The organism is Tumebacillus flagellatus (assembly GCF_000714935.1).
In the GTDB taxonomy this organism is placed as follows: domain Bacteria; phylum Bacillota; class Bacilli; order Tumebacillales; family Tumebacillaceae; genus Tumebacillus; species Tumebacillus flagellatus.
Map to the genome: position 1 here is coordinate 210,023 of NZ_JMIR01000003.1, position 14,874 is coordinate 224,896.

The 14,874-nt window shown below is 43.1% G+C and carries 12 protein-coding genes; 6 read left to right on the forward strand and 6 right to left on the reverse strand.

Annotated elements, in window-relative coordinates:
- Positions 1-284 precede the first annotated feature (284 nt).
- From dndC to EL26_RS03860, 4 genes are read left to right on the forward strand one after another with little or no spacing between them, the layout of a single operon-like run.
- Complete coding sequence (gene dndC / locus EL26_RS03845) at positions 285-1,673, forward strand: DNA phosphorothioation system sulfurtransferase DndC (protein ID WP_038084655.1); 1,389 nt, start codon at positions 285-287, stop codon at positions 1,671-1,673.
- Positions 1,670-3,703 (forward strand): DNA sulfur modification protein DndD, encoded by a 2,034-nt coding sequence (gene dndD / locus EL26_RS03850; RefSeq protein ID WP_038084657.1) that lies wholly within the window; start codon positions 1,670-1,672, stop codon positions 3,701-3,703. The genes dndC and dndD overlap by 4 nt, the downstream gene beginning before the upstream one ends.
- Positions 3,678-4,091 (forward strand): DndE family protein, encoded by a 414-nt coding sequence (locus EL26_RS03855; protein ID WP_038084659.1) that lies wholly within the window; start codon positions 3,678-3,680, stop codon positions 4,089-4,091. Before dndD ends, EL26_RS03855 begins: the two co-directional genes overlap by 26 nt.
- Positions 4,088-5,242, forward strand: a complete 1,155-nt coding sequence (locus tag EL26_RS03860; RefSeq protein ID WP_038084661.1) for a cysteine desulfurase family protein — start codon at positions 4,088-4,090, stop codon at positions 5,240-5,242. Before EL26_RS03855 ends, EL26_RS03860 begins: the two co-directional genes overlap by 4 nt.
- Before the next feature lie 30 nt (positions 5,243-5,272).
- Here EL26_RS03860 and EL26_RS03865 read toward each other — a convergent pair whose 3' ends face one another.
- From EL26_RS03865 to EL26_RS03885, 6 genes are all read right to left on the reverse strand, one after another.
- Complete coding sequence (locus EL26_RS03865) at positions 5,273-5,635, reverse strand: hypothetical protein (RefSeq protein WP_038084663.1); 363 nt, start codon at positions 5,633-5,635, stop codon at positions 5,273-5,275.
- Between the two features lie 11 nt (positions 5,636-5,646).
- The gene (locus EL26_RS03870; protein WP_038084664.1) at positions 5,647-7,608 is read right to left on the reverse strand and encodes an AAA family ATPase; all 1,962 of its coding nucleotides are present in this window, start codon (positions 7,606-7,608) and stop codon (positions 5,647-5,649) included.
- Positions 7,605-7,775 carry a hypothetical protein gene (locus EL26_RS25305; RefSeq protein ID WP_161780651.1) on the reverse strand — a complete coding sequence of 57 codons (171 nt, stop codon included), beginning with the start codon at positions 7,773-7,775 and terminating at the stop codon, positions 7,605-7,607. The genes EL26_RS03870 and EL26_RS25305 overlap by 4 nt, the downstream gene beginning before the upstream one ends.
- A 14-nt stretch (positions 7,776-7,789) precedes the next feature.
- Complete coding sequence (locus tag EL26_RS03875) at positions 7,790-9,841, reverse strand: DEAD/DEAH box helicase family protein (RefSeq protein ID WP_038084666.1); 2,052 nt, start codon at positions 9,839-9,841, stop codon at positions 7,790-7,792.
- A gap of 371 nt (positions 9,842-10,212) precedes the next feature.
- On the reverse strand, positions 10,213-11,955 hold the full coding sequence (locus tag EL26_RS03880) for a DUF262 domain-containing protein (RefSeq protein ID WP_038084667.1): 1,743 nt from the start codon (positions 11,953-11,955) through the stop codon (positions 10,213-10,215).
- Between the two features lie 124 nt (positions 11,956-12,079).
- Positions 12,080-12,385: a nucleoside triphosphate pyrophosphohydrolase gene (locus tag EL26_RS03885; protein WP_038084669.1), complete on the reverse strand. Its 306-nt coding sequence runs from the start codon at positions 12,383-12,385 to the stop codon at positions 12,080-12,082.
- A 196-nt stretch (positions 12,386-12,581) separates the two neighbouring features.
- Between EL26_RS03885 and EL26_RS03890 the strand changes: the two genes are divergently transcribed.
- A complete protein-coding gene (locus EL26_RS03890) occupies positions 12,582-13,538 on the forward strand; it encodes an ArsR/SmtB family transcription factor (protein ID WP_038084671.1) in 957 nt (318 codons plus the stop codon).
- Between the two features lie 12 nt (positions 13,539-13,550).
- Positions 13,551-14,804, forward strand: coding sequence for an MFS transporter (locus EL26_RS03895; RefSeq protein ID WP_038084673.1), 1,254 nt, complete (start codon positions 13,551-13,553; stop codon positions 14,802-14,804).
- The last annotated feature ends 70 nt before the right edge of the window (positions 14,805-14,874 follow it).

Consider the following 14,874-nt stretch of genomic DNA (forward strand, 5'->3'; position numbering starts at 1 on the left):
TATTTCACACGCAGTTATTTAGAAAAATTATCTTCTAATACTTTATGACCAAAACTTCGTTGACACGACCGCAAAAAACTCTAATATAAAACATGCAATCTCCGTTATGAAATACGAGGATCGAATAGTAGGCAAATCTTTCTATGATGTGTTTTTGATAGAACGTGTTTGTCATACTAGAGAAATCTCATGCAACAGTGGTACAATTCCAGTTGACAGTAATCTAATCGGCTAAGACAGGCCGTCATATATCTTTAATAGAAAAAATTAGGATGGTGAAATACATGCTTCGAAACATGCTAGATAGCAGTCATATACAGGAACGCATCCTTCAAATACAGGAAATGTACCTTTCCGATTCCCGCCCGTGGGTTGTCGGTTATAGTGGCGGGAAGGACTCCACTGTCGTTTGTCAACTTGTATTTCAAGCACTTCAGCAACTCCCCCCGGAAAAGCGACATAAAAAAGTCTACATCATTTCTTCTGACACCTTAGTTGAAACACCACTCATCATCGCAGCAATCAGCAAAACGTTGTTGAAGATCCAAACTACAGCTCTCCAGTTGGGATTGCCAATAGAAACTCATAAAGTCCGCCCAGAGTTGAAAAAGACATTCTGGGCTTCTCTAATTGGGAAAGGCTATCCCTCGCCTCGACAGAAGTTTCGATGGTGTACAGACCGAATGAAAATTGAGCCGGTTAATAAATTTGTTTTGGAAAAGGTATCTGAGTTCGGGGAGGTCATCTTGGTTTTAGGTATAAGGGATTCAGAAAGTGCCACACGTGCACAGGTCATGAGTTCCCATACTGTAGAGGGGAAAACGTTAATGCGTCACTCTACTTTAAACAATGCCTATATTTACGCCCCCATTCGCGATTTTGACCTGCAAGATGTTTGGGATTATTTGTTGGACTTCGAATCACCTTGGGGAAATGACAACAATGAGTTGTTGGAGTTGTATCAAAACTCCCAAGGTGGTGAATGCCCTCTTATCGTAGACAAAGAAATTAAGGAAACCGCAGGTTCTTGTGGCAATAGCCGATTTGGATGCTGGGTATGTACTGTCGTGGTACAAGATAAAGCCGTTATCGGTTTCATTGAGAGTGGAGAAGAATGGCTGCAACCACTACTCAATTTCCGTGATTGGCTCTCTTCAATCCGAGATCGTGAAGGAAGTCGGCAAACTCACCGGAGAGATGGAACCGTCTATTTTGTGGGACAAGGTGAAAATCGCCGGCAAGGTCATGGCCCCTTTACTTTGGACACTCGTAAAGAAATCCTTCAAAGATTGCTTGAAACTCAAAAGAAAGTCAAAAATCCTTACGACCCTGACTACAAACTCATTCGTGATGATGAACTTAAGATCATTCGTCACATGTGGATTGAGGCTGGCGATTGGACAGATAGCTTGCCTAAAATTTATCGGGAAGTAATGGGTGAAGACCTTGATTGGGAATATGATGATCGTCCCCTCTTTCAACAGGACCAAATTACCGATCTGGAGCTTTTATGTGATGAACATGATGTAAGTTTTGATCTGATCAAAATGCTTATCACTGCGGAGAAAAACTACAGTGGTTACAAAGTACGTCGTGGACTTATGCACGATATTGAAAAAGCACTGAACCAAGACTGGCTACATTATGGGAAAGTAGAAGGGTTTAAGGAATGAAACTACACAAACTAAAACTTGCAAACATCGGTGCGTTCTATGGAGAATACGAGTTTGACCTCTTTTCGAATGAAACCTCAAAGAATGTCATCCTTTTTGGTGGCCAAAACGGTTCTGGTAAAACAACAATTCTCGAAGCAATTCGATTGGCGTTATTTGGGCCGCTGGCATTTGGTTACAAGACCGACACATCGACATACTACGAAAAAATAAACACTAAACTGAATACGATTGCCCAAAAACAAGAAAGAGCTACTTTCAGGATTGAGCTCTTTCTGGAAGTAGTGGAAAACCTTAAAACCAAGAACTATACGATAATTCGAGAATGGAAAAGAATTGTTAGTCACATTCGAGAAGAAGTATTGATCAAATTAGACGGTATGCCTCTTGATGAACGTGAATCGGAAATCTTCCAAACGAAACTCAGAGAAGAAAACCCACCTCAATTATTCGAGCTATGTCTGTTTGACGGTGAACGTATCGCTCAGATAATTTCCGATGAAATTTTATCGTCTTACTTAAAAGATGCTGCCAAAGTGATGTTCAACCTGGACTTATTCGAAAATCTAGAAACAGATCTAAGTAATCTGATTAGACAAGATTCGATCTATGGCAGCCTGTCAAATGAAGAAAAACTCCTCTTTGAAACAAAGCAGAACCTAGAAGAGCTCACGCTTCGTGAAGAGGCTCTCATATTCGAACAGGAACAGATTACTCAAAGACTTGAAGAAACAGAGTCAATTTTATCTGAAAGCAAAAAGCAATTTGAAGTTCACGGTGGGCTTATTAAGGAACGTAGAGACGAGCTACTTTCCAAAATGAGCGCTCTGGATAAAAAACGCACCAAGATGATGGAAAAGACAAAAGAAGCCGTCACAACTTTACTACCATTTGTCTTAGTGAAGGATTTGGTCGAGGACGTTTCACAACAGATGAAAAATGAAGCTGTTCACGAGATCAGAAACAACGTAAGTGAAATGCTGACTTCCTCCCATATTTCGCAACTTGTAGATAAGTTAACTGAAAAGAAAATGATAACGACCGAAGTACCTAAAGACAAGATTTCAGAACAATTGTTTCAAGGATTTCTTGACCTTTTGTCCCCTAATGACACAGAAGAACAACCATTGCACCGTGCTTCCTCTCAACAGCGTGCAGAGCTTGATCTTCTGCTCCAGCAAGTTGTCGAGTTTAACGCAGATGATCTCTTAAAAAGCTACAAGACAAACGTTAAGTGGATAAAAGAAATCCAAGACATCCGGAAGCAAATAGATGAAAATGATGCAGACGATCTTATCAACTTATCGGAAACTATCTCGAAGCTCCAAATAGAAATAACGAAGCTACAGGCTCAACAAGATCATTATTCTGACGAGTTATTGCAACTCGCAACTGTAATCTCCGATCAACAGCATAATTATGAACAGCTCAAGGCTAAAGTGGTTCGTGCTAAAAAAGCGGAAAATGTTTTTATTATCACAAATCGTGTCCTTGATGTTAGTCGTTCGTTTAGATTTATGCAGATCAGAAAAAAGTTACAGGAAGTTGAATGGCAAGCTACAAAAATGCTACAATCCCTGTTCCGGAAAGAGTTGTTCATTTCCAAGGTCTCGATTGACCCTGATACATTCCAGCTCAGGCTCTATAATACAGAACACGAGGAAATTAACAAAGATATTCTCTCTGCGGGTGAAAAGCAAATCCTACTCCTATCTATCGTGTGGGCTATGGTCAAATGCTCTAAAAAACGAGTTCCATTTGTCTTTGACACGCTGCTGGGCCGTCTTGACCAAACGCACCGAAAGAGTCTAATTCAAAATCTCGTCCCGAATTGTGGTGAGCAAGTCATTATTTTGGCTACAGACTCAGAGATAAACGAAGAGGATTATAAAGTGTTTCAACCGCAGATAGCTCGGACCTACACAATTGACTTCAACACCTCTACGTCAACCGTAGACGTAAGTACGAACTACTTCATGTACTCAAATCAGGAGGTGACAAAACGTGAACTTTCGCCTCAGGACCTCTAGGAAGACTGCCGAACTACTAAAAGATTTACAGACCCAAACGAATATGACTCCAAATATTCTAGCTCGATTTGCAGTCTGTCTGTCTTTGAAATACAAACCCAAAGAGGGGGATGAGAAGAACAAAAAACTTCTTCTTACCCCTGTCAAGGATACTAGTGGACTTGAGTTCAATAGAAGCACACTCACCGGTCAATTCGACTATGTATTCAAGGCATTGATCACCCAACACTCAGGTCATGAGATTAGTGACGAAGAGTATTTCCCCGGTCTGTTCAACTCACATTTGGAAAGAGGAATTCACCTACTCAAAAACGAGTACCAATACGCAGGTAATTCAGAAAAACTTATCACAAACCTACTTTATCAGACTAAGGAGGTTGCTCAATGATCTACTTCGATAACAGTGCAACAACTCCATTACATCCAGAAGTTCGGGAAGCTATGCTTCCCTATCTTTTTGAGATTTTCGGAAACCCATCTGGTAAATATTACACTCAAGCTGAGCAGGCAAAAAAAGCTGTAGAAAATGCTAGGGTCCATGTTGCAACACTTTTAGGTTGCGATCCCGAAGAGATTATTTTTACCAGCGGCGCAACCGAGAGTAATAACATGATATTAAAGGGGTTCGCAGATTACTACCAGGCTGAGTCACCTCACATTGTGATAACTAAAGTAGAACACCCTTCTATTTTGGAAACAGCCAGATATCTCGCGCAAAAAGGCTATCAAGTCACGTTCCTAGATGTCGACAAGTTCGGTAGAGCTAACGTACAGCAACTAGAAAACGTACTTCCTCACGAACCTAGTACCCCGGTGTTGGTAAGTGTACTTTGGGGCAATAATGAGGTAGGTTCTCTAAATGATATTGCTACCTTCGCTAAGCTTTGCACCGTCAGAAAAGGCGTTGAAGAAGATAGGCCTGTTTTCTTTCACACTGATGCAACTCAAGTAGTTGGCAAGGTGAAGACTGATGTTCATCAGATCGGAATCGACTTCCTATCCTGCTCTTCTCACAAGTTGCATGGTCCTAAAGGAATAGGAGCAGCCGTCATTAAGAAGCATCGGTTAGGTTATAGACCTAAGCTAACCCCTTTGCTTCATGGAGGAGAACAAGAAGACGGTTATCGTAGTGGAACACTGAGCGTGCACAACATTGTAGGGTTTGGAAAAGCAGCTGAGATTGCATATCTAGAGTTACAGAAGACCAAATCCACGCTGAAAGAGCTCGAGGACTATCTGATTGACAGGATTGTAACTATGTTCCCTGATATCGTTCGGTTGAATAGCGACATACAAAACAAAATCCCTGGACTCATCAATTTGCAGTTTGTTGGGATTAAAAATGAGAAGTTGATTCGACAACTTTCAAACCATGTAGCCGTGTCAACTGGTTCCGCTTGCAGTTCTAGTAAGCCGTCTCACGTATTGCAAAGTATGGGGTTGAGTATAGATTCCATTCGTTTTTCGATTCGTATCTCTCTCTCAACTTTCAACACGAAGGATGAAATCGATCACTTTTTATCTCTATTGAACAGTTAAAAGGAGACGGGGTTCCCCGCCTCCTTTTCTTCAAATATATTTATCTAACCGGATAGTACCCTCATTATCAAATTCTTTCATTAATATCTCAATGCCACCGTCTGCAAACTCCTCAATTACTTTGAGAAGTTCGTCCGAACTTTCCGGCTCGGATTTCATGAGCACAATCCCTTTCACGACTTGTAAGTTATGAACATCAATATTTCCTACTGTACAAATATCATCTGGTTTTGGTCCCTCAGATCTCTTGTCCTCCTTTACCCCCACCAAACATGCGTAAGTGAACAATTGGTGCATAGTGTCGATCACCTTTTTATCGCGCAGCATTCGATAGAATGCAATATTCTTTGTATGGATTTTTTTCTTGTCTTCAAACCGATAAATTTCTTGCATTTGAATCCCCCCTAATCAACCTTAACAATTTGAGTCTTGTTCCAAATGCCATCTGCACGATCTTCAAGATGATATTCTCGATTAACAAAAGGTTTTATTATATCTTGATATTCCTTTCCTAAGTCGGCACCTGTTACCATAAAGATTACTTGTCTCCCAAACTGCGGTAGATAATTAACTACACGCTCGCGATGTTCCTCTGAAAAGAGTCCTACAGGATTGTCTATGATAACGGGGGCAACAGAATTTGTTGATTTATTTATACCGGCAATATACGAAAGACTAATTATTTTAGACTGACCCGTACTCGGATTTAGTGAACGACCTCTTTCAATCTCAAATAGGGAACCATCCGCATGTTCAATCATCAATTGGTATGTCGAACTAAGTTTTAAAGATTTATACTTTTTTGGTTTATTTGTAAGCTGCAGAAAAATTTCACTTGACCATTTTTCTACATCTTTCCTCTTTTGATCAATCAATCGCTCTTGATATTCGGTTAATGCTTCAACCGTCTTTCTAGCAAAATTCACCCGCTTTTCTGCCTCCTGCTTTTCCTTACTGACGGTGTATTTTGCTATTTCATTCTCTAATTCATTCAAGTCTTTGTTCTTTACTTCCATCAACGTATTAAATCGTTCGATTTTTAGTTCTGTTTCCTTACCTTTAGCCTCTAGCCTAGCGATTTCATCCGCACTTCTCTGAACAGCTTGCTCATTATAATTGCCAACTTCGGAACGTAGTTCTATCTCTCTTTCTTCAAGAGTATTGATTTCGCGATTCACTGCTACTTTCTTCGTACACAAATCGTTATACTGTGCTTTTGCATTAATGCTATGTTGAGCGAACATATCAATCCCTTGAATAGCCCTCTGCCTTTCAAGTGTTCGTTGCCACTCTACATCTTTATCTTTTAGTGACTCAATTAGATCATTTATGTGACCTATATGTTGCTCCGTAAGTATTTCTCCGCAAACACAAACATCACCCTTCAATATTTGTGACAAGAATTCTTTACTAGGAAGCACAGTAAGAGGTTTCCCTACCAATTCAGCAATAGTTGGCTTAAGTTCGTTCGCAAGGATACTCCCCAAAATCATGGTACCATTTTCACGAAACACCTTCATTTTCTCATCATCTAAAACCACTGCGCGGTCTCGAAGATCTTTTAGAGTATCACGTATTTGCTGGCGTTCTTCAATCTTCGACTTGATTTCCTCATATTTTTTAAGCTCGTCCTCGCGTTTTACTATCCTACTCTGAATTTCTTTTAATTCCTTTTTATGGATGGTAATATCATTTTCATACTGCTCAATTTCTGACAACAGACCTTGTCTTTTCTTTATCAACTCTGCGCCCTTGGTCTCTTTTACTAACAGGGCATCTCGACTATTTTCATACTCTTTAACAAGGGTACGAAAATCAGAAATAGCAAACTCAATCTCCTTTATTCCAAGGATTCGCAATATCGCTTCTTTGTAGTCTGCACCAGATGCAATGTTATAGGCGTCAATTTTCTCCCCATCGAAGAAGAAATACTTCGCAGCATCTTCATGAATAATTGAATTAATAAAATCATATGCTTCCCGAGGCTCATTATCCATCGCCTCACCATTTTTCCATATACCTAGTTGATGATCTAGATTTTGACTTGAAATTTGCCCTTTGATAATTCCTTTTGGTCTAATAGTCCGAGTAATGTTTAACTGATTCCCTTCATGTTCTGCAATTATTGATACGTAGGCTTCGTATTTTCCTTCTTCGATAGCATTCTGGTTAATCAACTCTTTCAAATCAGATCCTTTTTGGGGTCCATACAAACAAAACATAATACCATTAAAAAAGCATGTTTTTCCAACATCATTTGGTGCATATATGATCGTAACATTTCGATCCGCTGTCAAAGGAAACTCAAAACCTACCTCTCCATAATAAGCCATAAAGTTGTTCAAAATCATCTTTTTAATAATCATACCTCAGCTACCTCCTTAATGTTTTTTTCTACGATTTCTTTTAAATCCCCCATGATAGATCTCCTTTTTTTATGAACCTGTTTTCTCTCACACTCAATAATTTCTCTTAACCCTTCGTAGTTAACACCGAATTTATCCGACACTTCTTTCATAAGTTCCTCATTCATATCTAAGCTCCTCCTCAAAGTGAATAGGGATCTAGCCCTTGCGTCATGAGAAAATCGTCCAAATTTGTGATTGCGATGGTGCCGTTTATTGCATCATTCGCCATTGTTACGATTCGAGAATATTCCTTCGATATCACTTGTTTAGCTAACTCCAGCTCTCTAGAATCCCGCTGATCATATGGTGGAATTACAATAAAGTCATAAAGATACCCCCTGGTCTTTCCAATTGATTTTCGAAGAACTCTACCTCTGCGCTGTACAAATTCACGTAGAGATGTTGATGAGCTAATAAAGATAGCTGTATCACAAACAGGAATATCAACACCCTCATCAAGACACTTTACCGCTAGCAAAAACTTCCTGATACCCCTTTTAAAATCTTCAATCATACGTGGGCGGACTTTTACCGAGTCAACATGCCCCACGTATATGAAATATTCTTTGGAAAGCTGATCCAAAATTGTGGCGAAGTTTTGTAAATGAACAATTGAATCACCATATATCAAGGTACGTTGCTCTGGTCTGATACTAGAGATTATCTTCGGAAAATATTCACTTTTACTATCGGTAGTTTTAAGGATTTGTGCCCGTTGAGATAACATCTGTTCTAGACGAGATCGATCCCCGTTTTCCTGTTCATTTGAAGCAGTTAGAAATCGTAATCTTGCGATGTCATTCGATAGTCGAACATAATCTTCCCACTCGCCATTCGTAAGAAATACAGGGGTAATAAAATACTCATACTCAACTAGATACCCTTCACGAATCGCATCTTTTATCGAGAACTCAAATGACTTATGTTCGAAATAATCATAGATTCGCTCGGTACCCTCCTCGTCAAAGTTTCTGTCAGGTGTTGCACTTAAACCAATTCTCAATCTAGGTCGAATCTTGTCCATGAAATTTTGAACACTTACCGTGCCCATATTATGGGCTTCGTCGGCAATCAATGCAAAGCGTTCAGTAAGTATATACTTTAAATTTGACATCATGAAATTAGAAGAAGCTGCATTGTAGGTGCAAATAACAATTGTACGACATGGGATTCTAGCTTGTATCAAATCTAAGAACTGCGATTTCCACGTTGAGTTTGAGGACCCACACAGTAATACATAATCATCAGGGAAAAATAACTTAACATCACTCTTCCACTGTTGTAGTAAATCTAAGGACGGGACCATAATCAACAACAAATCCCATTTATTCTTAACAGTATACATAGAGTACAATGCCGCCTTCGTTTTCCCAGTCCCAGTCGCCATTTGAAACAAACATACTCCATCTTGCCTCAAGAAAGCTTGTAACGCCTCTTCTTGACATGGGCGAGCTTCAAACCCCAGCAGATTGTCAGCCATCGTATTACTAGATTCATATTGAAAGTATTCCGGTGATATCTGGATTAACTTTTCGCGGAATGCTTTCGGGAATTCAAATGTGTTAAACCCTACTAATTCACCTTCCCAAAGTCGTTCGAAATATCGCCTACGCGATTCAGCTCTGCTTGATACAGCCGAGTCCCAGCTACAATAGACTTCAAACGATTCAAAATTTCCACCCCAGCCTCCTACAGACTCATTATTAGAACCAAAGAAGACTACATGATCTCCTTTCTCATCGGTAAAGATTCCAACCTTGTCATGAAAAATCCCCGTTCCTTCTGAGCCTTCTACCCTACCTAAATCAGGCAATGTAATACGAATATCTAATCGACCACATTTAATCAACCAACAGAGGTTAGCCACATCGAAATCATTTCGCCTTTGATAAAACTCTTCAAACATAGTAAGTAGGTGCTCTTGTAACCATTGACGTTCTTCGTACCCAGATCGAATCAGATCTATATCTTCTTTTGACAATCTTACGCTTGTTATTAATCGCATTTTGCCACCTTTACGAATGAAAGGCTCCAACCCAATCTTTATTCTAGAGTAGATTGAAGAACTGAAAAATCCCGCTGCACGATCATAGAAAAGAGAGCTGGACAAACACGGAATATAGAATTCCTCAATCAGATTATCTTCACCAGTAATGTACTGATCCTTAAAACTTACCTCTTGGAGAGACAATAAGTACAACCTCCATTGTATTTGGTCAGATTAGCAAATCACTAATAGAGACTACTCCACAATTTTACAAGAGTTTGACAGTTTGTAACAAGCCTATAGGAATCTTTTCTGTGATATTTCATAAAAGTACCTAATTATCATCTATTATTGTAGACCAAATAACATATCCTTGAAAACCAATCACCCTTTCGGGTATAAAAAGAAAAGCGGGAGAATCCAATCGACTCTCCCGCAATCTTCCATCTTACGTTATCCCTCCGAAAGTTCCTTATATGTATTTGACAAGGTTACGATGCTCAAATACAGTTTCGAGGTCAAATAGCTAGGATGCTATCTATATTTATAAACTCATTATTAAAAAATAATCCAACCTACTTTACATGACTGTAATCCAGAGTGAAGATATCAACTGCCTTTTCTGCCATTTTTTCTTGTCGATCTTCTATCTGCTCAATTCCCCATGTAGCATAATTAGTAAGTTCATGAGTCATCAACATACTAGTATCATTTTGATAGACTCGTAGTTTATCTTCAAATCTGCGATTTCCAGCCTTCCCTTGGGGGGAAGGCCCTAATAGAGTCAGATTGCCAAGTCGATTCAGATATACGTCATGCTCCTCTTGAGAAAACTTATTTGCCCATTCTCCAACTTCATTTGACTTATCAAAGTCGATTACTTGCGGCAGAATATGTTCTACAGTTACATATTTTCGCTCAGGCGCTATCCACATTTCATTATGCAAACTATGTTCGTACTCAGCAAGGATGAAATACGTAGAGTAGCTTGAGTAGTTCACTGTGAGCAACTTCATACTCTCTTTGAATTCGGCATCCTTGGCGTGCTTGATAAACACTGCTGCAAGTTGGGTAAGATCATTATCTAAGTTTCGGGCACACTCACCTACTTCTTTTTCTATATTGGAAGGCTTTTCTTTCATAACGGTAATATATCTCAACAGGAAATTAAGGCACAATCGAGCTATTTTATACAATTTCGTCTCATCATTGTTAAATTTCCGAAATGCAGAAAGTAATATTGGATGTAACAAATCAAAGCCTAGAGAACGCATCTCCTCTAAAACTACGATTAATTTTTGATTCGTAAAACAGCCGTTGTGTGGATTGATTAAAGCACCATAGTATTGAGAAAGATTATGCAAATCCAGAATGAGGCGTTTTGCAAAGGAATAATCCGTCACTCGATCGCGAACTGATTTAAAAAGTCCCTGATGAGTCGTATGTTCGTACGTTGCAATCCAGTAATGGCGTAAGTATTTTTTCACTACAGAATTGTCAAGGGTACGAATCATATCAAGCCACTTATCCTTTAGTTCTTCAAAATCTCTGTGGTGCGCGCAATATTTGAAAAGTTTGTTTTTTATCAGATCAACCGACGAAAGCTCCAGTCCTCGGTCATTAAGAGTTTCGAATATAAGAAAAGCATCTCCATCCTGTTCTACAACAATCTCCACAACCTCGAAGTCTTTCAAAATAGCATCGTTCAATTGCTTTATCTGTTGAATTGCTTCCGCATCGTTCAACCCAGCAATTCGATCATCGATCTTCTTTTGGATAAATTCAAATGCTGTTTTTATCGATTTCGAGGCGTTAAATAATTTTCTATTTTCAAAACTCTTTACAATTGCTTCCTTTTCTGTCGCTTCCTTAGCCCAACCTTCTACAATGTACTTATCAAAAAACTCTCTGTTTACATCTCCTAATCGGAACTTAGAGCCAATTGTTTGACCGTCTTCATCTAAAAACTCCAAGTACTCTTTTAGCTTATTTCTCCGATGTTCAACACCCTCCATCGTACTAAAACGCGGCTGGCTATAGAGGTATCTCAGCACGTATAAAAATATCGCAACAGTTGTCATGCGTTGTTGACCATCGATAACTTCGATCACGTTGTCCGATTTTTTACGTTCTTCGTTGAATACAAACGTTCCGAAGTAATGGTTAGTCTCAGATGTGATAGTCACGTCTAAATCATTTAACATATCTTCCAGTTCATGTTTAGTCCAAGAGTAAGGACGCTGGTAGTCTGGGATTTCATAGGTCACTCGTTCAGCTAAAATTTTTTGCAGGTTTTTCCCATGTGCAGATATTTTCATTTTCGGGCTCCTATTCTCATTAGAAAGTACTTTAAAATTATATCATTTTGGGTTAGAAAAACTAAGCAACCTATCTTGTTTTTTATTAGGTATTTATTCAATGGTATAGCAAAGTTGGAGAAGTCTATACTGACTCTAGATAATATCTCCCCCCAAACCCCCCGCGCTCCTCCAACTTCTTTTTCCTAACCTCCATCAACTGCTCCTCACTCGCATCATGCACCTTTGCCAGCGCAAACAGCACTTCCATTACATCAGCCAATTCCTCAACGTTCCGTGCCTCAAGATACTCTTGCACTTCCTCTTGCAGCTTGGTGCGGAGTTCTTGCTGGTACTCGTTTTCCTCCAAAGTTCTATACACCGGTTTTTTGCCTGATTTCTCAATAATCGCCGGGATCAAGTCCCTGACCAATTTGTTATACGTCGCCATAAGTCACCTCGAGAAAATTAGTCCATCTTAACTATAACAAATGCCACTCTGCGGAGGTGTAGTTTTTTCCAGAGACAAGTCCTCATAACACAAATCACAGATTACATTGACACCACAACATAATTCGCATACCATAGAACTACAATCAACTTCGACGCACATAGAAGAAAAAAACCCTCACCGAGGTGAAACTTACATGCCAACCACCAACCCCCAAAACACCCCCACCCTCCAAATCGACCACTCCCCCGCCTACGAACTCCTCGTCAGCTTCTTCGCCTACACCCGCAAGACGCACCACAAATCCATGGACGCGGGCACTCCGTGGATTCGCGAAACCCGCAAGACGCTCCCCCCTGCCTTCGCCGCCCGACTCGACGATCTCGGATCGTCCATCTCCACGCTCTTCCACGGCTTTGACTTCCTGATCCACCAATGCCCGCCGGAGCACCGAACCACCGCCGCCGCCTTCCTCACCTGGGCCGCGTCCCTCCCAGTCGGCGATCTCTTCCAACTCCTCGCCCCCTACGTCGACGTCCCGGCGGACATCGTCTCGCTGCGGGACCAATGCGTAGACCTCCTGCACCACTGGAACGCCGAATACTTCCAAACTCTCGATCCCTCCATCCTCCAAGCCCTAGCCGCCGACGCCGAGCAAAAAAACACCCTACTCGGCACCCTCCCCGACATGGACGTGATCGAACTCGCCACCAACGGGGTCCGCTACGAAGTCACGCCGGAGCTGCGCACCATCTTGCTCGTCCCGCAATACCACCTGCGCCCGATCTCCACGATGACGAAGTACAACACCTCCATGTCGATCTACTACAGCATCGACCTGCCCGCTCCGGCGGACGGCGGCCCGGCACCTGCCCTCTTGCGCCTGACCAAAAGCCTCGGCGAAGAAAGCCGCCTCCGCCTCCTGCGCTTCATCGGCAGCGGCCCCGACAGCACGCGCTCCTTCACCGAAGTCGTCCAATCCGCCGGACTCTCCATGTCCACCGTCCATCACCACCTCATGGCGTTGCGCGGAGCCGGGCTGATCACGGCACACGGCGAAGGCAACGTCACGTACTACACGCTTCGCCGGGACACCGTCTCCCGTCTATCCCACGACCTGCTGTCCTACTTCCTCCCGGACAGCGCCGAATAGGAGGCCCCTCTCATGCGGGAAAAAGGGTATTGGTTCCTCGTCAGCGGCTTTACCGTCAGCGCACTGGGCGACGCCCTCGGCGTCCTCGCCCTGGAATGGCTCGTCTACCAACTCACCGGCTCCCTGCTCGCCATGGGCACGCTCGTCATGACCACGCAAATCGCCGAATTCGTCGTCCGCCTCGCCGGAGCGACCCTGCTCGACCGCATCGACCGCGTCCGGCTCATGGCATGGCTCGATGCCTGCCGGTTCGCCGCCTACGGCGGGATCGCCGTGCTCGCGTGGACGGACACCCTGCACATGTGGCATCTCTACGTCAGCGCCGCCCTCGTCGGCACCTGCACCGCCCTGTTCAATCCGGCGGGGATGGCACTCCTCCCCTCGCTCGTTTCTGAACGAGACCTCGTGCGCTGTCAATCCCTCCTCGACACGTCCATGACGGTCGCCATGCTCACCGGCCCCGTCCTCGGCGGTCTGCTCATCCATTTCGCGGGCCCCGTCGTCGGCATTGCGCTCAACGCCGCCTCCTTCCTGCTCTCGGCGCTGATGCTCGTCCAGATCCGCCGCCTCGTCGGTCGACAAACCCCGGTGCAAGCCGCCAAGCCCTCCACCGGGTACTGGAACGAGATGCGGGAAGGGATCGTTTTTTTCAAAAAAGTACCTGCCCTGTTCGTCATCATGCTCTTCGCCGCCATCGGGAACATGACCGGGGTCGCCGTATCCGCGATGTGGGTGCCCTACGTGCAAACGTGGCTCCACAGCGACGCCCTCATGCTCGGCACGTTCATGACGCTGTGCGGCATCGGGGCGGTCAGCGGCGGTCTGCTCCTCGCGTGGATGGGCGACGTCTCCAAACGCCGCCTCTGGATGCTCGGCAGCATCTTGGTCAAGGGCCTGTGCTTCGTGCTCCTCGGCACCGTCACGCACGTCTGGATGGCAGTTCCGCTGTTCGTGCTGCTCGGGTTGAGCGGGCCGTTCTTCGGGGCGATTTCGTCGGCGCTGTACGGGCGCTTGGTGCCCGCCCCCTTGCGCGGGCGCGTGATGTCGATCCGCCTGCTGATCGGCGGGTCGCTGCAACCGGTCGGCAGCGGACTGGGCGGCGTGGTGGCGACGATGTTCGGCATCCAAGCTCTCTTCCTCTCCGCGGGCGTGCTCGCGTTCGGCTGTGCCGCGCTCGGCGTGCTGTTGCCGATGCTCAAGGGCATCGACGGAAATCTGTCTGAGAAAGCGCAAGAAATCTCCAAAGAATTAGCGCAGACGGCGTGAAAACGTTTTTTATAAGTGTATATGAATTATCTATCTTTTGAATCATTCTAAAACCTTATGTTATACTTAT